The organism is Geothrix sp., from assembly GCF_020622065.1.
GTDB lineage: Bacteria > Acidobacteriota > Holophagae > Holophagales > Holophagaceae > Geothrix.
Window position 1 is genome coordinate 841,337 of record NZ_JAHRYQ010000001.1, and the last position, 17,492, is coordinate 858,828.

Consider the following 17,492-nt stretch of genomic DNA (forward strand, 5'->3'; position numbering starts at 1 on the left):
AGGAGGCCCACCATGAACCGAGGGATTCTTTCCCTGCTGCTGGCATCCGGTCTCGCCCTGCAGGGTCAGACGCCGCTGAAGATCGGCGTCATCAACTGCGCGACCGGAACCCAGGCCCCCATCGGCGAGTACATGAGCAACGGCTACAAGCTGGCCCTGGAGGATCTGCTGAAGAAGGGCATCAAGGTGGAACTGGTGATCGAGGACGACACGGGCAAGCCCCAGGTGTCCATGTCCGCCATGGAGAAGCTCGTCACCCGCGACCGCGTGGCGGCGGTGGTGGGCCCGTATAGCTCCGCCTGTGCCAACGCGGTCTCGAAGCTGGCGGAGAAATACAAGGTGCCGCTCCTGGTGCCCGTGGCCTCGAAAGAGGACATCACGCGCCAGAACCAGAAGTTCGTCTTCCGCCTCAGCGCCACCACCGAGGACTACGCCTCCATCCTCATCTCCATGGCCCAGAAGCTGGGTCAGCCGAAGACCATGGCGATCCTCAACGAGAACACGGATTTCGGCACCTCGGGCGCCAAGTCGGCGAAGGCCTATGCCGCCCAGGTGGGCATTCAGGTGGTAGCCGAGGAGGCCTACGCGTCGGGCTCGCCGGACTACCGCTCCACCCTGGCCAAGGTCAAGGGCCTCAAGCCTGACCTGGTCTTCATGGTCTCCTATGTGGCCGACGGCATCCTGCTCATGCGGCAGGCGCGGGAGGTGGGCCTCCAGCCCCAGGCCTTCCTCGGCGCGGGGGCGGGGTTCGCCTCCTCCGAGTTCGCCCGCGAGCAGGCCATTTCGAGCCATGTGTTCTCGAGCACTCAGTGGACGACGGATGTGAGCTGGCCTGGAGCCAAGGATTTCGGCAAGAGGTACAAGGCCAAGTTCGGCAAGGACGAAGTCCCCTACCATGCCGCGAATGCCTACGCCTCGATGATGGTGATGGCCGAGACCGCCGCGAAGGCGGGGGGCGACCGCGAGAAGATCCGCACGGCGCTGCGCGACGGCACCTGGAACGGCATCATGGGCCCGGTGCGGTTCGTGGACTACAACGGCTACACGAACCAGAACCGGCACCAGATGCTGGTGGAGCAGATCCAGAACGGAAAGCACGAAACCGTGTGGCCGCCGGAGTACGGTACGAAGAAACCGGTGTACCCCTTCCGGTGGAAGTAGCCGCCTTCTGATTGTCCCCCGGGCCTGTCATCTTGGATGGCATGCACATCGGACACGCATTCACGGTCATGGCGGCGGCCTTCCTCGCCGGAGCCATCAATTCCATCGCGGGGGGCGGCACGCTCGTGTCATTCCCCGCGCTGCTGGGCATCGGCCTCACGGGCCAGCAGGCGAATGTCACCAGCACCATCGCCCTGTGGCCCGGCTCCATCGGCGGGTTCTGGGGGCATCGTGAGGACCTGGCCGGGACGAAGGAATTCGCCCTGCGGCTGATGCCGGTCTCGCTCCTCGGCGGCGCGCTCGGGGCCTGGCTCATGCTGGTGACGCCGCAGAAGCTCTTCGACCAGCTGGTGCCCTGGCTGATCCTGGCGGCCACGGTGCTGCTGGCGGCCAATGATCCGGTCAACAAGCTGCTGAAGAAGATCGGGGGCCACGACCGGACGGCCGGGTGGTGGATCGGCGCGATGATCTTCCAGTTCATCGTCGGCATCTACGGGGGCTACTTCGGCGCCGGCATTGGCATCCTGATGCTCGCGGCCCTGAGCCTGCTGGGGCTCACGGACATCCACCAGATGAACGGCCTGAAGAACCTGCTGGCCCTCTGCATCAACGGCGTGGCGATCTTCGCGTTCCTGGGGATGGAGTACCTGCGCCACCCCGGCAATGTCCAGTGGGGCATCGTGGGCCTCATGGCCGTCGCCGCGGGCCTGGGCGGGCTCTTCGGCTCCCACATGGCCCATCGCGTGGGACGCACCACCGTGCGCTTCGGCGTCATCAGCATCGGGTTCGTCCTGACGGCCTGGTATTTCTACAAGACCTACGCCGCCTGAGGCGGCCGGCAGGCCGGGTGTGCTAGGGTGGTGGCCACATCCCCCAAGGAGGCCCCATGCGACCGCTGCCCGTGGGTTCCCGTGCCCTCGTCCCCGCCCTCGCCCTGACCCTTGCGCTGTCCTTCGCACCGGCCTTGGCACGGGCCGCCGCGCCGCCCCCCCAGGCGAAAGACTGCGTCGCCTGCCACGACCAGGTGGATCTGGAGGCGTTCCGCCCCCGCGCCCATGGCGGGTTGGCCTGCGTCCAGTGCCACACGGCCATCACCGAGCTTCCGCATCCCGAAAAGCTGCCGCCGGTGAAGTGTGCCCGCTGCCATGCCCATGAGGCCAAGGACTACGCCAACAGCGTGCATGGCCTGGCCCGCATGAAGGGGAAGGACCATGCGGCCACCTGCGCCTCCTGCCACGGCAAGGCCCACGAGATCGTCACGAAGAGCGATCCGGCCTCCAAGGTGGCCCGGAAGAACATGGACGCCACCTGCGGCAAGTGCCACGACGGGGCCTTCCTGGACAAGCTCAACACCCGGCTGCCCCACCGCGCCTCGCGGATGGACCTGAAGAAGATGCCCGGAAAGTAGGATCAGGGTCCGTGGCGCCGGGGGAGGAACGCTAGCTCCCGGGCCGCATCCCGAGTGATCCGCGCCCCTTCCGCCCCGGGCAGCCGGTCCGCCTCCGGGTAGACCTGGTCCTCCTCGAGGGCGTTGTGCGCGGCCAGGCGCTGCTGCACGGCCTCCATCGCCGCCCGGGCCGAAGCCGGGTCGGGTGACGGGCCGCGCAGGCCCTGCACGGCGGCCGCCAGGGTGGCCATGAAGAAGTCGTGGTCCTCGTGGAGGGCCTGGAGCGTCGCCTGGAGATCGGGTCGATCCTTTGCCAATGCGGGGAACACCACCTTGTGCTCGGCGCGGATGTGAACGGCCAGGCGCATCCAGATCCGGTCCAGTGCCCGGTGGGCCTCCTCCGGCCGCCCGTCCTCCAGGGCCGTCCGCGCCTCCAGGAAGAGGCCATCGATCTCGCGGTGGTCGGTCGTCAGCTCGGCAGTCAGGGAGCGGGCCTGGGGGTCGTCGGCCGGGGCTCCCTGGGGGAATTCGCTCAAGGAAGGACCTCCTTCTGGCCGAGCCTGCTCCTGGAGAACGATGGGAAACCCCACTCACCACCCGCTTCACGGCGGGTCATGGCAGCGGCCTTCGGTCCCCTCCCCGGGTGTCCCACATCCTTTCCGGCCTTGGAAAACGGAGCGTCAAAGCCATCACCCGGGATCAGATCGGGAAGTGGCACAGGAAGATCGAAACAAATCATCGTGGCGAACCGGGCCTTGGCAGTCCTGTCATGCATGATGATCCCGGCAATTGAAGAGTGGGAGAATTCGGGAGGGTGTGAACCCGTGGCTGAATGTGTCACGGAATCCAGAGAATTCAAGGCTTAGTGACATCGCCAAGGCAGAGCTGGCGGCCATCGGACAGGCTTGCAAGTATTTGGCAGGAGAACACAGCCCATGCGCTTTGGCGGCCGTTCGGGCGGCTCTGCTCTGTTGGGGCGCGTGTCTGAAGTGCCGGGTCTACGCCGAGATCGGGGTGCCTTCCTGGGAAAAGGCCACGCGATGATTCGGGTTCATAAGACTCGGGGTTCTTCGGGGGGCAAGCGCCTGGCGTTACCAGCGCCCGCCGAGAAGATCCTTCGCGGCCTTCCGAAGGAGAAGGGCAACCCTCACGACTCCCCGGGCAGAGCCAAGGGAGAATCCCTCACGCGAAACGGACGCCACAAGACATGACTGGCCGTTTGTGAGAGAGCTGGGATCAAGGACCTGCACCTGCACGATTCTCGGTCACTGGCCGCGTCCTAGGCCGGGGCACAGGCGATCAACCCTAAGACTGGTGCGGATCTGCCCGGACACAAGGGTGCCAGAACGACAGAGAAGCGCTACGCCAAAGTCAGGAAGGCCAGATAGGCTGCTGCCTCGGTGAGCGCACCGATTGCAGAGGCATGGGGCGGGTAGCCAAGACTTCTGGCTCCATGTGGGAAAAGGGGGGCCTCTTTACCGGAGGTTCTGTTATCCGTTTGGTGGTTCATCGGAGGCCGGATTTGCCTAGAATTTAAGCCGCATCATACTCATAGGCATCAACCCCCGAATTTCACCTCTGGTCCGCAATTTTTTAGTCTGCATAACCAGTCAGCGCACTTCCGAAGTTCCCGGTGTTTTCAATCCTTTCGCTTTTCCCCTACCGGACTAGGCGAACTACGAACATCTTCGTCTTCGCCGTCCAATTCAAAGTTAGGGCTCATGGAGTCATCGTGCTTACCTCTGCTGGCCTTCTTTCAAAACTGCTTACGCTTATTGCCGAGAAGTCAGCATCGAAACTAATCACGCTCCCATTTGATAAACGCAAGAAGGCCTGTCGGACTTTGACCAAGCTTTACTACTCTGTCCAGTGCCTCGACGATGTCACTCAAACCCTGCTCTATACCTTTCAAGGGTTTATCAAATATGGAACAGCAAGCGCCCTAGTGACATGTCTACGGAACCACCAAAGGGACCTCGAGCTCGCATCCAATATGTTCATGGAGCTCTCAGAAGAGTTACAAGGTGGTCTGGAAATCATCGACCCATCGCTGGCCAAGTGCTGCAGTGCTATTTATTCCGGCAAGGGTGGTTTTCTTGACTACATTTCGAATTCGATAACCATCGACCGCCGAGCAGGCGTAGCTACCATCACGCTTAATATTCCAAACGGGAATGTCGAGCTCAATCAACTTGAAGCCATGTATCAATCTTCAGAAGAGGCAGAAGCTCAGCATGTCAAACACTTTTGGCCGCATGGAGCCTTTGAATTCCTAAGCCGCGATATACAAAAGATCGATCTCCAAAGTATCAGCAATGAAGCCGGCGATGAACTTCTCAGCATGATCCAGAATCAGAACAACCTCCTCAGAGCAGCCAAAGAATCCTTGCGGATTTTGCTCAAGGAGAATTTCACAATTGATGAAATATTATTCCAGAATGACAGTCACCCATACCGATGAGCCCTAACCCTCCGCTCAAGTCGGACCCCGCCTGCATTGCCTTCCGCTCTCTCTCAACATTTCGCTACCTCGGCTCCGCTCATCGTCTCGGTGCAGGCGTGGCCGCTTAGCTTCATTCGTTAGGTTTCTGATGCCCGAAACTCGCTTCGACCAAAGCCAATACCACGCGATGAAGGCCGTGTTCGAAGAAGTTCTCGGCCGTGAAAGCTTCACCAAGGTAAAGGACTATGGCTCAATCAAAGCCTGGCGAACGGAATCCAAGAGACTACTTAAAGCGGTTTCCATCTCCCTCGCAGCAACAGTTCAGGTCTATGACGATGAGTGGATGGCAGAGCTTCAAAGCCATATCCAACGGGGGATTTCTCTTGTCGAATCGTGCTCTGAACTCGATGAACTCTTTTCGAGCCTTGCCGCCACTCTCGCCCGAGTGACATTTCTACAAATCGGGTTTCTTCCCGTTGGTCACCGCAACATCGATCGGGTTCCGCTTACACCGAGTCAGTGGAAACTCGATCCGGTCCGTAGCGTTCAATATGTTCAGAATGATGAACAGCGTAAAACACAGCGTCGGCTCCTGTCCCGCAGGAAAGGCCCAGAATTGTGCGAAACCTAACCCTCCGCTCAACTCGGACCCCGCCTGCATTGCCTTCCGCTCCTTCTCTTCGTTCCGCTTCCTTGGCTCTGCTCAGCGCCTCGGCACAGGCGGGTCCGGTTAGCTTCATTCGTTAGGCGTTACCCATGAAATCACTCCTCGTGATGGCCCTTCTACTCATGGCTTGCACGCCACGGACTCCTTCATCAGAGCCATATCAGCCACTGAACGTTGATTTCCGTGATTACTGGGAACCAACATTGAAATCCACTCCGATTGGATTCAAGTTCCCATCAAACCCGGCCACCTCGGAGAAGGTGGTCATCGATGTTGATACCCAGATTGATAAACAGGGTCTCCCAACCGGGGCAAAAGCCACGGCCCAATCCTCAGCCTTTGCATCAGCCGCTGAAGAATATGTTATGGCCTGTATATTTCAACCCGCCAAATTCGATGAAAAGTGGACGGATTGTACTTTTAGAATCAAAGTTATCTTCAACACTCCTAATCATGAAATCTACTTACGCACTAACAACAACAAGCAGTTTCGATCACCCGATTCCAAATAATGCAGCCCGTAACGCCTAACCTCTCGCTCAAGTCGGACCACGCCGGCATTGCCTTACGTTCTCTCTCAGCATCTCGCTATCTCGGCTCCGCCCATCGCCTCGGTACAGGCGTGGCCGCTTAGCTTCATTCGTTAGGCGCTTCATGATTTTCGTCGCCGCCTATGCCCTCTTGGTAGCTGGCCATTCGCCAGTCACCAGACCTGTCGCCGAAATAAGGCTTCTCACACGCCGCAGACTTGATCAGGCCTTCCCTCAAATTCGACCGGAGTGCCTCTACGCCGTTCTCGATCAAGAAACACCGACCTATTTTCAATTTTCCGTTCGCTTTGACCAAGAGAAGTGTGGCGGTAATTTTGCTTCAGACCTGCTCGACCGATTCGTTGTCAGCAAAACCTCAGGTGTCATCAAGCACTACGAGGTCGCCGGTTGCTTCATCGATTCATATTCCCAATGGCTCAAGCGCCAAAAAAAGCCAACCTCCGAGCGCCTAACCTCTCGCTCAACTCGGACCCCGCCTGCATTGCCTTTCGCTCTCTCTCAGCATTCCGCTATCTCGGCTCCGCTCGTCGCCTCGGTGCAGGCGGGGCCGGTTAGCTTCTTTCGTTAGGCCTCACCACAGCACTCGAAAGGAGACCTCTCATGAGAATTGCGACCATCATCGTACGAAGCCTGATGGGGCTTCTGTTCCTCTTCGCTTCCATCACATACTTTTTCAAGCTCATCACACCGCCACCGCTTGTTGGTGCAATGAAGGTGTTCAACGATGGACTTGTAGCTTCTGTTTACCTCTTTCCAACAGTAAAAGTAATTGAACTGTCCTGCGGCCTTGCATTCATGTCAGGGCGGTTTGTTCCACTCGCTTCAATTCTGATATCCCCAATCATCGTCAACATCCTGTTGATTCATTCTTTCCTCGATCCAAAAGGGCTACCCGTAGCCATCTTCCTAGTCTTGGCCAATTCGTTCGTTGCCTATTCCAATCGTGAAAGCTACAAGCCTTTGTTCCGGGCCTAACCCTCCGCTCAAGTCGGACCCCGCCTGCATTGCCCTCCCCTCTCTCTCAGCATTTCGCTATCTCGGCTCCGTTCATCGTCTCGGTGCAGGCGTGGCCGCTTAGCTTCATCCGTTAGGCGTCTACCAGTGAGGTCCAGTATGGATCTAAGAAAGAACGGCGCTGTTGCTTCAGGTCTCTGCCTTCTTCTAGTCATTTTTGGCTGCTCAGATCCAGTGTTCAATTGGATGACTTCATCACCTGCCCCCTGGTGGTACATGGAGTCTGAATACGGAGGTGTAGTATTCGACGGATCAGAAAACATCAGCACTGGCATTAAATTAAATTTCCATTTAAACAAGTATCTCGCTTGGCATAAGCCGGCAAGTGATGGGTTCTATCTTTATAAAGCCACCGCGAAGATTCAAGAGAATACAGTAGTGCTTACGGTATACAAGTGCGTCGAATATCGCCAATATCGCAATTTCAACACTAACTTTTCGGTCGAAGTCCCAATTCCTGGCCCAGGAAAATACAAGATTATCTATAATGACAAGCTTTCAAATTACCCGGTTCTAGGCGCCTTGGAATTACCATAATTTGAACATGTCGCCGCCTAACCATCCGCTCAAGTCGGACACCACCTGCATTGCCTTTCGCTCTCTCTCAGCATTTCGCTAACTCGCCTCCGCTAGTCGCTTCAGTGCAGGCGTGGCCGCTTAGCTTCTTCCGTTAGGCCCCTATGAACATCGGCATCGATCGAGACCAATTCCTTCCAATGCACTCATCGATCACTGAGCTTGTACTCGAGCTTTGCAGAACCATCAACTCAGAACACATCAAGCGCCATCTACATCGAGGGCTCCTTGTGAGGCTCTCTATGATTGAAAGGGCACTAATTGAGCTAGATGAAACGACACACAATAGAACCGAGCCCCTCAGCATTTATCAATCAGACCAAGTGTGCTTATTAATTAATTCGTACTACATAAATATTTGTGGTTCCATGGATAATCTCGCATGGGCACTTTTATATAAATTGAATCCAAAAAATATCGACGAAAACAATTGTGATCATCGTAAATTAGCGACTTTATCAAATTTAACATTCAAAAACCAATTGAAATCAAATGGTTTAATTAAACTTACAGAATCATTGAATAATTTACAGGATTGGATTGCAGATTTAAAGAAATTCCGTGATCCTTCGGCACATCGAATACCACTAATCATCTCGCCTTCAATACTTTCGAAAATTGATCTCGCAAAATATACAGATCTTGATCAAGAAGCTGCTGATCTGATCAGTAATGGCAGGCGTAGTGAAGGTATGGAAAAATTTTATGAAAAATGTTCACTTGGCACATTTAGTCCTATATTTATTTGTGAAAATCCAGAATTTGCAGCTTATCCTATTATCGGGCAACTAAATCATGACCACACACATTGGTTAAAAGCTGTTTTTTCGGTTCTAGATCATGGGTTTACGCTGGCCTAACCCTGCGCTCAACTCCGACCCCGCCTGCATTGCCATTCGCTCTCTCTCAACTTCTCGCTATCTCGACTCCGCTCTTCGCCTCGGTGCAGGCGGGGCCGGTTAGCTTCATTCGTTAGGCGGCTTTACGGCTTTAATGCGTCCTGCTCCATCATTCTAGTACCCGTTCAGGGGCTGAATTGATACCGTTCGGCGGAATATCTTCCTCCACTGCCGTTGACGCGTTAGGGTGATGCCCAGTTCAACTGGCCTAAGTTAGCCATTATTCCCAATAAATTATGGCGCTTCTGGCAAATTCCCAACTAGCGGCCATGCCGCCATATGATAAGGGGGTGTGAAAATGTCATTTCGTCGAGTGTGGCGAGCCCTGGTGGCAACCGCCATGACAATAGCTTTTAGCTCTGGGCCAGCATTTGCGCGAAGCCCCTCTTGTCCATATCTTGTGATATTCGACCTCACGAGCGGAGAGTGCCGACTCTGGATTTTCGATTCTGAAGATGCAACGACTTGCTGGTACAACGATGTTGGACCCTGCTAAAAGGAGATTGACAAATGAAAATTCTATTTTTTATTGCATCCCTTGTTTTTTCAGTCAGTGTATTGGCACAAGACTCCATCAATAGAATCATTCAACTTAATCTTGGCTCCATGGATAAGCTACCGCCTGGGGCTATAGTCTCGTTTAAAGTTCATTCTTCCGTGGGTGAATTGGATCCAAGTAAATTTGGAGGCCGTGGAGAATTTACAAAAGATGATATTTCCTCACGAGATTTGATTTCAGGCGACATCAGCTATTCCGAAATCGTTCAAGCGGATGGTTCACTCCCTTCCAAAGTCTTTCCTATAGAATTAGGCCAAGTATCCTCAAGTTCTGTAGGCGGAAAGAAGAGTTTAATTCTATTTCAAGTAGATATTTTAATTTCAAGAGATGGCTCAACTCTTTTCGAAAAAACTAGCACACTACCCTTTCTTGTCCAACCCTTCCATCGAGACAATATTCCCGTCTGTATATCTGTTTTCCACAGAGTTGTTCCTTCTGGACAGATATCATGGGGAATTAGTCGGCACAGTTGTGAACAACCATTGGAATTGGAAAAGAAGAAGTCATTTAAAAAACAATAAAGAGGTCATAATTTGAATAAGATACCACCTGAGCTTCATGTTCCAATAACCAGGAATGTGAAGCTCAGTTGGCATATAATGCAAACAACTAATGCGCCTATTAAGAATGCTTAAACTATATTATAATTCACGCTTTTAATAACTCTAACTGTCCGGCTGCCTAACCTTACGCTCAACTCGGACCCCGCCTGCATTGCCTTCCGTTCTCTCTCAGCTTCTCGCTATATCGTCTTCGTTCATCGCCTCGGTGCAGGCGCGGCCGGTTAGCTTCATTCGTTAGGCGCCGCCGCATGACGAACCCTGCGCCCAAACTCGCCCGCTTAGCTCAAGGCATGTTCATTGTCAGCCTGCTAATTCTGGCCTTCGGGTTTGCTCATTTGTTCTCTTCCAGCGGTAACCCAAGCAACCAAGTTATCGACAGGCATATGCCCTACGTCTACGCCTTCGAAGCTACTCTTGGTGTATCAATCGTTTTGGCTATCGTGGCGGCTGTGCTTAATTTTATGGCTAGAGCTAAATGAAACACACCGAGCGCCTAACCCTTAGCTCAACTCGGACCCCGCCTGCATTGCCTTTCGCTCTCTCTCAACTTCTCGCTTCCTCGACTCCGCTCGTCGCCTCGGTGCAGGCGGGGCCGGTTAGCTTCATTCGTTAGGCCCTTCGAGAACCTATGCTGAAACCTGAAGATGTCACCTACAGTGTTCCCAGATTTCTCTCGTTCATTGATCTGGCGTACCTATTGGACGCCACCAAAGTCGCTGATGAACACCTGGCCTCAAAATTGCCGGAACCGTCTACAGACGAAGATAGAAACAAAATTGGAAATATTAACGCCACCAGACAGAGCCTCCTACGGGCCGCGTTCATTGCTTCTTATGCGATTCTCGAGCAAAACCTTGATGAGCTCGTTGAGATGGAACGCAAAAAGAAAAACATCTTGCTGCTCGCTTCCGAACTAAAGGATAGAGGCATAGTCCGATCCCTGACCTACGCGAATAAAGTTCTTGGGTACGAGATTGATATTAATCTTAATCATTGGAAAGAGCTACTCTTGCTGCAAGAAGTGAGGAACCACCTCGTCCACTATGGCCCAGACTTCTCTGCAACTAAAGATCACAATAACCGTTTTGATAGGTTCGCGACATCTCCGTATGTAACGCTACGACCCGTCATATGTTTCACTATCGGTCAGATCGAGAAAATATTTGAACTTTATATGGCATGCGTGCACGACTTCCTACCAAGCGACCCTGAAGAACAGGACTAACCAGTTGTGCAAACCAAATCTGGTTCTGGTCTTGGCCTAACCCTCAGCTCAACTCGGACCCCGCCTGCATTGCCTTCCGCTCTCTCTCATCCTTCCGCTTCCTCGGCTCCGTTCAGCGCCTCGGTGCAGGCGGGGCCGGTTAGCTTCATTCGTTAGGCATTTGAGGAATCCATGAGACCAATAGTCGGATTGCTCAGTCTTGGGCTCACATTCGGGTCAATTTGCTGCAATGCACCCTCAAATTCACCCCTAGTCCCCGCTCCCGGAAATTCGGATTGGGATAAGGGGTTTCGTCGACCTATCAGCATCGAAGAGGCAGAGCGAAAGCATTCGGTCACAGATCCAAGGTTGGGGAAAGAACCTGTCGCATTCGGTTTCAATCATGCGGAGTGGTTGAAGTTCAAATCCCAGATCCAACCTACGGACATTCTTATTGAGTTCTATGCGCCGCCTCCACCTGGGGCTATCCATGGAACTGGAGGTCTTGAACTCCTTCGAAATGGTAAAATCATTGATACGCTCATTACCCTTACCTAAGGACCTGGTGGTCTTGGCACATGCCTAACCCTCAGCTCAACTCGGACCCCGCCTGCATTGCCTCCTGCCCTCTATCTGCTTCCCGCTTCCTCGGCTCCGCTCGTCGCCTCGGTGCAGGCGGGTCCGGTTAGCTTCATTCGTTAGGCCTCACCAACTCTCTTCCCCTGCTGGTCCGCAGTTACCGTTCGCCCGCCGAACCAACACTGTTCGCGGTGGCCCACCCAGAAACACTAAGACTCTTGTCATCATCATCCATCCTGGTCGGTAACCTGGGTCCACGCCCAGCATTTCAAGCCTTCTGTTCACCGCGTTCTCTTCGTTCTTTCCACTTTCAAGAACGCTTGGTATCGCAACTCGGGTCGCTCGTTAACATCAGCCTCGAAATGCCTAACCATTCGTTCAAGCGGACCCAAGCGCAAGCGCCTGGTCCGCTTAACTTCTTCCGTTAGGCCGCCCATGAGCGAATTCATTGACCTGATCGCATTCCTCATAGTCAATCTTCTGTACCTCGTGGCATTAGTTTTTATTCTCGTCTTTATCAACAAACAATCACGTTCGATCTGGAAAGCACCTACGCACACACGCCTGTATCGTTCCGGCCTACTGGCCGTCCTCGTTTCCGCAGTCTCAGCGGCCTACTTTTTCACCTTTCGGTTTCATTTCTTTGCCAATCCAAACACACAAGTCTTTGGCTTTCCCTGTCCCTATTTGATTTTCCAGCGTGTATCTATAGATGCGCCTTGGCGAGATTTTGGTGGGCCGATATCCTTTGTTGCTTACCCAATTAATCTTTCGATCTTTCTTTTCTTCGGGGTCTGCCTTCTTTGGCTCACCAAGTTGCTAAGTCAAAAACGTCAGTGCGCGTCGGCCTAACCCTCCGCTCAACTCGGACCCCGCCTGCATTGCCTTCCGCTCTCTCTCAACTTCTCGCTTCCTCGGCTTCGTTCGGCGCCTCGGTGCAGGCGCGGCCGGTTAGCTTCATTCGTTAGGCAGCCCCCCCGATGTCTCAGGACTTCCAAGTGTCAATCCAGGGAGAGAAGCTTCTGATTCCCTACCGGGTTCATATCCCACCCCCAAATGCATTTCTCTTGGCCTTGATTCCAAAGGGCCCCAAAGAGCGTCTCTATTGCAAGTTGACTCGCCACCATGACGGGCATGTACGAGAAGAATTCATTAAGAAAGTCATCATTTCAGACAATCCACTCGTCGCCCCGTTCATTATTCGTTTGTGCGGGGAATACGTCATCGAGATCTTGAAAGCCATCCAGGCGAACCTAGGCTCATACAACCAAGATCACCTTCGGGCATTCATCCTAGAAAACCCCAGGTTCTATGAGCAGAACCGGAGCCGAATGGTCAGCTACTGGGACTGCTACTATCGATCAGCTTTCCCAAGAATCAAAGACTACGTCGGATTTAAGATCTTTCAGCTGCTTGATGAGCTTGCCCGGCCTGCCTAACCTCCCGCTCAAGTCGGACCCCGCCTGCATTGTCTTCCGTTCTCTCTCAGCATTTCGCTATCTCGGCTCCGCTCATCATCTCGGTGCAGGCGTGGCCGCTTAGCTTCATTCGTTAGGCCGCCCACATAGTCCAATCAATCGGAGGTGACATGAACTACCCTTCATCCCTTCTTGCTTTATCAGCTGTTCTCGTCGCACATCCTGCGACCTGCCAATCCTCGATAACGCCTAAAACCATTTTCAAAAATCTAAAAAATTCTTCAGCCACAATTATTGTTCTTAACCCTGATGGAAAACCCCTATCGCAGGGTAGTGCTGTGCTAATCGAACAAAATATAGTTGTCACAAATTTTCATGTCATTGCAAATGGAAGTCGGTTTGCAGTCGTAATAGACGAGAAAAGATTTGAGCCAATTTCTATAACATACCGTCAAGATAAGGATTTAGCATATTTAAAATTTGATAACTCGTTAGGATCACCAGTGAAACGAGGGAGCTCGCTTGAATTGAATGTGGGTGATAAAATTTATACGATTGGCAGCCCATTGGGTCTTGATCAAACACTTTCCGACGGTCTTATTTCGTCTTTCCGCGTGGATAATGGAGTTAGATACATCCAAACCACGGCTCCAATAAGTCCGGGTTCAAGTGGTGGCGGTCTTTTTGATAAAAATGGAAAACTTGTAGGCATTACGACATTTACTATGATTAAGGGACAAAATTTAAATTTTGCAGTCCCAATTGAAGAAGTACTTCCGCTTTCTATCAATAATATTCAAGCAATAAAATTCCCAATTATTACTAATGATAAAATCGATAACAGCATTGATATCCTAGGCAGAGCAATATCAGAGAAAACCCTTGCTGTCTCAGAACCAATCCTCGGTGGATTATCTAACGGCAAAATTATTATGTCCCTATGCACTAATACGCGAATTTCATTTAGCAAAGATTATCGAAACATGTTTGTTCGTCATACTGGTGATTACAGTGCAAGTCCTTCTGGCAATGGAATAGAGAATGCTCCTGACCAGGAAACCATTATACCTTTAACTCGTGTTGCATTTACAATTGGATCACAACAGGTTCCACTCGGCAAAAGAGATAATAAATATTACAACATTACTGCCATTTCGATTGATGGTTCTAAATGTATCTTATCAAACACTGGTGAATCACAGGGATCTGATAGCATTGTATTCATTGCATCTAGATCAAAAGATGGCCTCGAAGATATTTTTATGATGCTCAATCAACTCAAACAAAAAGTAAACACCAACTGAATCGCCCTAATTGGCGGCCTAACCTTTCGCTCAACTCGGACCCCGCCTGCATTGTCTTCCGCTCTTTCTCTTGTTCCGTCTTCCTCGGCTTCGTTCAGCGCTTCGATGCAGGCGGGGCCGGTTAGCTTCCTTCGTTAGGAATCCGAATGGACATTCCACAAGTTCCTACAGACAATTTATATAAATTCAAAGCCATCGTAGGGGTGGTCATCGTGGCCATTGTGTTGGGGTTCACGGTAACCCGGATGATTGATGTAGAGCTTCAGACCATCGAAGTAGAAACCCAAATTCAGAAAAATGAAATTAATTCACGCCAGCTAGTAAAGGAAATTGAACGCTTCGAACGCAAATCAATAAATACTGCCGAAGAAATCAATTCCTTAGATCAGAAGCGAGTTCAGCTTGCAGAACGCAATGCTGAGACAAGAGGTAATTTGAATAAGGCACGGTTTCACCTTAGAAACATCTATGGCCTTCTCATTCTCGCCGTCGTTGGCAGTGTAATTGGATACCGAATGGCCAAGGTCGGGTTCCAGGAATGGCTCATACATGTGCAACAACCGCAGGATGCCCTTCTTGCATTGCAGGTTAAAGTTCTAGAGAAAGAAATACCAAACCAATCCCAACTCGCGGATTCCTAACCTCTCGCTCAAGTCGGACCCCGCCTGCATTGCCTTCCGCTCTCTCTCATCATTTCGCTACCCCGGCTCCGCTCGTCGCCTCGGTGCAGGCGGGGCCGCTTAGCTTCATTCGTTAGGCCTCTCATGCCTTCCACCTGCTCTACGTGCCAGACGCATCTGCCCAAGAAAGCGGAATGGTGTCCGCATTGTGGGGCAATAACCGCAGGCACGATCAAGCCTGTCTGGGCGTTGCTTTTCGGAACGATATTCCTGGCCTTCTCACTCTGCTCTGTCTATTTGATTAACCATGGTCGTCTCGCGGGCGGCTTAATGGCTCTAGGTGGCTGTTTACCCTGGACCTTTAAATATTTGCTCACGGCTTATCGTCTCTACACCAGAAACTACAATCGGGCATCGGCCTAACCCTCAGCTCAACTCGGACCCCGCCTGCATTGTCTCCCGCTCTCTCTCATCTCCCTGCTTCCTCGGCTTCGCTCAACGCCTCGGTGCAGGCGCGGCCGGTTAGCCACATTCGTTAGGCCACACCTCAAATTCGTATTTCATCGTTGGGATCAAATATGAAACAACACCAGCACCTCGCACCTTTTGTCTTGCCACTGGTTCTTGTTGGATGCAACAGCGTAGAGACCAAACCTACTCCGATCACTTCGTCTTCTCGGGATACATCTAAAGCAAACGTCTCAAGAACATCACTTGGCTATACATTCCCCGGTTTTCCTCCTGGGGAGCACCCACCTTACGCCGATTCAGCTCGGATCAGGGTTCGATATCAACCACCAATACCGCCCTATCCCACCTCGCTCAAGATAGCTGGCATTCAGGGAACTGTGGTCGTCAAGTTGATCGTCGAGCCTAATGGCAATCCGATTTATGCCGAGGCCGTAGAAGGCCCTTCAGAACTCCGAAAGCTCGCCATGGAATATGCAATGCAGTGGCGGTTTGAACCCATACTTCAGGATGGCAAACCGCGGTACACCGAATTAACATTGAAAATGCCATTCCGACTTCACTAAATTCAACAAATGACTACATATCGAGATTGTTGCTCGTGCTGGCCTAACCCTCCGCTCAAGTCGGACCCCGCCTGCACTGCCTCCCGCTCTCTCTCAGCATCTCGCTATCCCGGCTTCGCTCATCGCCTCGGTGCAGGCGTGGCCGCTTAGCTTCATTCGTTAGGGCTCTCATGACTCCAGGCAGCCGAGCCATTCTTCTCGCAATTCTTCTAGTCGGTTCGGTAGTTCCGACTTCGGCATCAGACCCAATTCAGAAGGTGGCGCGCATTCGGCCTACGCCAAAGATTACTCATGAGCAGGCAAGCACCATTTTTAACCTTTACTACTCCGTTCATATTCATCAGCGCTGTCTTCCAACTGTGACTACCTCCGCTGGTAATTATTGGGTCTGCTACCCACCTTCGGATGAAGACTGTAACCAAGACAAAGAGCCCATGCGTATCGAAATGACAACTGGTCGAATCACTTGGGCAAAAGGTCCGGCTTATAATTCACCTCAAGAACTCGCAAAGGCAGCCAAAAAGCTGTCGTCGCCCTAACCTTCCGCTCAAGTCGGACCCCGCCTGCATTGCCTTTCGCCCTCTCTCATCATTTCGCTATCCCGGCTCCGCTCATCGTCTCGGTGCAGGCGGTGCCGCTTAGCTTCCTTCGTTAGGCCTCACCAACTCTCTTCCCCTGCTGGTCCGCAGTTACCGTTCGCCCGCCGAACCAACACTGTTCGCGGTGGCCCACCCAGAAACACTAAGACTCTTGTCATCATCATCCATCCTGGTCGGTAACCTGGGTCCACGCCCAGCATTTCAAGCCTTCTGTTCACCGCGTTCTCTTCGTTCTTTCCACTTTCAAGAACGCTTGGTATCGCAACTCGGGTCGCTCGTTAACATCAGCCTCGAAATGCCTAACCATTCGTTCAAGCGGACCCAAGCGCAAGCGCCTGGTCCGCTTAACTTCTTCCGTTAGGCGCTCACCAAGACGAATCCCATGACTCTCGCTGAACTCTTATATTCCCTGCCAAACGGGCTCCATGATTCTGAGCTACGAGAACTGACTTTTGATCTCGTCAATCAGGAGGTGAGGCTGGTCCTGGATATTTGGATCGGGAACTTGGATTCCAATAAACACGATGAACGAGAGAAATACCAGCATGCCGAGGTACGGCTCGTCAATCTCGCGTTCTGGATTTCACAGCCAACTGATCCAAGTGAGTTCCCGCTCTCCAAGGATTCTTTGTGTATCGATGTCAGAGAGCTTCCTGACGATTACAAACCCGGCATTCCTCTGCCAGAATCCACCCCAGAGAATCCTACCTATTACCTTTACAGCACCGACATCAACACCTGCTTCTTCTTCGCTTGTGAATCGGCAACACTGCAATGGTTATAAAATCAGCCCAGCGCCTAACCTCTCGCTCAAGTCGGACCCCGCCTGCATTGCCCTCCTCTCTCTCTCAGCATTCCGCTAACTCGGCTCCGCTCGTCACCTCGGTGCAGGCGCGGCCGCTTAGCTCAATCGT

General features: G+C 52.8%; 18 protein-coding genes. 17 read left to right on the forward strand and 1 reads right to left on the reverse strand.

All coding sequences use genetic code 11. From position 1 onward, the window contains the following. Positions 1-12 precede the first annotated feature (12 nt). From QZ647_RS03920 to QZ647_RS03930, 3 genes are read left to right on the forward strand one after another with little or no spacing between them, the layout of a single operon-like run. Positions 13-1,161: an ABC transporter substrate-binding protein gene (locus tag QZ647_RS03920; RefSeq protein WP_291270917.1), complete on the forward strand. Its 1,149-nt coding sequence runs from the start codon at positions 13-15 to the stop codon at positions 1,159-1,161. A gap of 41 nt (positions 1,162-1,202) precedes the next feature. Continuing rightward, a complete protein-coding gene (locus QZ647_RS03925) occupies positions 1,203-1,991 on the forward strand; it encodes a sulfite exporter TauE/SafE family protein (RefSeq protein WP_291270918.1) in 789 nt (262 codons plus the stop codon). A 56-nt stretch (positions 1,992-2,047) separates the two neighbouring features. Beyond that, positions 2,048-2,569, forward strand: a complete 522-nt coding sequence (locus QZ647_RS03930; protein WP_291270919.1) for a hypothetical protein — start codon at positions 2,048-2,050, stop codon at positions 2,567-2,569. Between the two features lie 2 nt (positions 2,570-2,571). Here the strand turns inward: QZ647_RS03930 and QZ647_RS03935 are convergent, their stop codons facing one another. Continuing rightward, on the reverse strand, positions 2,572-3,084 hold the full coding sequence (locus QZ647_RS03935) for a hemerythrin domain-containing protein (protein WP_291270920.1): 513 nt from the start codon (positions 3,082-3,084) through the stop codon (positions 2,572-2,574). A gap of 1,196 nt (positions 3,085-4,280) precedes the next feature. On the opposite strand from QZ647_RS03935, the gene QZ647_RS03940 reads away from it, so the two are divergent. From QZ647_RS03940 to QZ647_RS04000, 14 genes are all read left to right on the forward strand, one after another. Further along, entirely contained in the window at positions 4,281-5,009 is a 729-nt protein-coding gene (locus tag QZ647_RS03940) for a hypothetical protein (RefSeq protein WP_291270921.1), read from the forward strand. Positions 5,010-5,139: 130 nt separating this feature from the next. Then, complete coding sequence (locus tag QZ647_RS03945) at positions 5,140-5,622, forward strand: hypothetical protein (protein ID WP_291270922.1); 483 nt, start codon at positions 5,140-5,142, stop codon at positions 5,620-5,622. A gap of 125 nt (positions 5,623-5,747) precedes the next feature. Further along, complete coding sequence (locus QZ647_RS03950; RefSeq protein WP_291270923.1) at positions 5,748-6,170, forward strand: hypothetical protein; 423 nt, start codon at positions 5,748-5,750, stop codon at positions 6,168-6,170. Positions 6,171-6,312: 142 nt separating this feature from the next. Continuing rightward, positions 6,313-6,777, forward strand: coding sequence for a hypothetical protein (locus QZ647_RS03955; protein ID WP_291270924.1), 465 nt, complete (start codon positions 6,313-6,315; stop codon positions 6,775-6,777). 32 nt (positions 6,778-6,809) lie between these two features. After that, entirely contained in the window at positions 6,810-7,184 is a 375-nt protein-coding gene (locus tag QZ647_RS03960; RefSeq protein ID WP_291270925.1) for a hypothetical protein, read from the forward strand. A gap of 983 nt (positions 7,185-8,167) precedes the next feature. Next, positions 8,168-8,659: a hypothetical protein gene (locus QZ647_RS03965; protein WP_291270926.1), complete on the forward strand. Its 492-nt coding sequence runs from the start codon at positions 8,168-8,170 to the stop codon at positions 8,657-8,659. 549 nt (positions 8,660-9,208) lie between these two features. After that, on the forward strand, positions 9,209-9,778 hold the full coding sequence (locus QZ647_RS03970) for a hypothetical protein (protein WP_291270927.1): 570 nt from the start codon (positions 9,209-9,211) through the stop codon (positions 9,776-9,778). 290 nt (positions 9,779-10,068) lie between these two features. Next, complete coding sequence (locus tag QZ647_RS03975; RefSeq protein WP_291270928.1) at positions 10,069-10,299, forward strand: hypothetical protein; 231 nt, start codon at positions 10,069-10,071, stop codon at positions 10,297-10,299. Between the two features lie 149 nt (positions 10,300-10,448). Continuing rightward, complete coding sequence (locus QZ647_RS03980) at positions 10,449-11,045, forward strand: hypothetical protein (protein ID WP_291270929.1); 597 nt, start codon at positions 10,449-10,451, stop codon at positions 11,043-11,045. Positions 11,046-12,038: 993 nt separating this feature from the next. Continuing rightward, positions 12,039-12,455 carry a hypothetical protein gene (locus QZ647_RS03985; RefSeq protein WP_291270930.1) on the forward strand — a complete coding sequence of 139 codons (417 nt, stop codon included), beginning with the start codon at positions 12,039-12,041 and terminating at the stop codon, positions 12,453-12,455. A gap of 736 nt (positions 12,456-13,191) precedes the next feature. Then, positions 13,192-14,325, forward strand: coding sequence for a S1C family serine protease (locus QZ647_RS03990; protein WP_291270931.1), 1,134 nt, complete (start codon positions 13,192-13,194; stop codon positions 14,323-14,325). A 146-nt stretch (positions 14,326-14,471) separates the two neighbouring features. Beyond that, positions 14,472-14,966 (forward strand): hypothetical protein, encoded by a 495-nt coding sequence (locus QZ647_RS03995; RefSeq protein ID WP_291270932.1) that lies wholly within the window; start codon positions 14,472-14,474, stop codon positions 14,964-14,966. 557 nt (positions 14,967-15,523) lie between these two features. After that, complete coding sequence (locus tag QZ647_RS15550) at positions 15,524-15,979, forward strand: energy transducer TonB (RefSeq protein WP_366526128.1); 456 nt, start codon at positions 15,524-15,526, stop codon at positions 15,977-15,979. Between the two features lie 981 nt (positions 15,980-16,960). Then, the gene (locus QZ647_RS04000) at positions 16,961-17,362 is read left to right on the forward strand and encodes a hypothetical protein (RefSeq protein WP_291270933.1); all 402 of its coding nucleotides are present in this window, start codon (positions 16,961-16,963) and stop codon (positions 17,360-17,362) included. Positions 17,363-17,492: the final 130 nt, after the last annotated feature.

Bases quoted from the DNA above. Each gene is read 5' to 3' on its own strand.
- QZ647_RS03920 (WP_291270917.1), top strand. From the start codon at position 13: ATGAACCGAGGGATTCTTTCCCTGCTGCTGGCATCCGGTCTCGCCCTG.
- QZ647_RS03925 (WP_291270918.1), top strand. From the start codon at position 1,203: ATGCACATCGGACACGCATTCACGGTCATGGCGGCGGCCTTCCTCGCC.
- QZ647_RS03930 (WP_291270919.1), top strand. From the start codon at position 2,048: ATGCGACCGCTGCCCGTGGGTTCCCGTGCCCTCGTCCCCGCCCTCGCC.
- QZ647_RS03945 (WP_291270922.1), top strand. From the start codon at position 5,140: ATGCCCGAAACTCGCTTCGACCAAAGCCAATACCACGCGATGAAGGCC.
- QZ647_RS03950 (WP_291270923.1), top strand. From the start codon at position 5,748: ATGAAATCACTCCTCGTGATGGCCCTTCTACTCATGGCTTGCACGCCA.
- QZ647_RS03955 (WP_291270924.1), top strand. From the start codon at position 6,313: ATGATTTTCGTCGCCGCCTATGCCCTCTTGGTAGCTGGCCATTCGCCA.
- QZ647_RS03960 (WP_291270925.1), top strand. From the start codon at position 6,810: ATGAGAATTGCGACCATCATCGTACGAAGCCTGATGGGGCTTCTGTTC.
- QZ647_RS03965 (WP_291270926.1), top strand. From the start codon at position 8,168: ATGGATAATCTCGCATGGGCACTTTTATATAAATTGAATCCAAAAAAT.
- QZ647_RS03970 (WP_291270927.1), top strand. From the start codon at position 9,209: ATGAAAATTCTATTTTTTATTGCATCCCTTGTTTTTTCAGTCAGTGTA.
- QZ647_RS03975 (WP_291270928.1), top strand. From the start codon at position 10,069: ATGACGAACCCTGCGCCCAAACTCGCCCGCTTAGCTCAAGGCATGTTC.
- QZ647_RS03980 (WP_291270929.1), top strand. From the start codon at position 10,449: ATGCTGAAACCTGAAGATGTCACCTACAGTGTTCCCAGATTTCTCTCG.
- QZ647_RS03985 (WP_291270930.1), top strand. From the start codon at position 12,039: ATGAGCGAATTCATTGACCTGATCGCATTCCTCATAGTCAATCTTCTG.
- QZ647_RS03990 (WP_291270931.1), top strand. From the start codon at position 13,192: ATGAACTACCCTTCATCCCTTCTTGCTTTATCAGCTGTTCTCGTCGCA.
- QZ647_RS03995 (WP_291270932.1), top strand. From the start codon at position 14,472: ATGGACATTCCACAAGTTCCTACAGACAATTTATATAAATTCAAAGCC.
- QZ647_RS15550 (WP_366526128.1), top strand. From the start codon at position 15,524: ATGAAACAACACCAGCACCTCGCACCTTTTGTCTTGCCACTGGTTCTT.
- QZ647_RS04000 (WP_291270933.1), top strand. From the start codon at position 16,961: ATGACTCTCGCTGAACTCTTATATTCCCTGCCAAACGGGCTCCATGAT.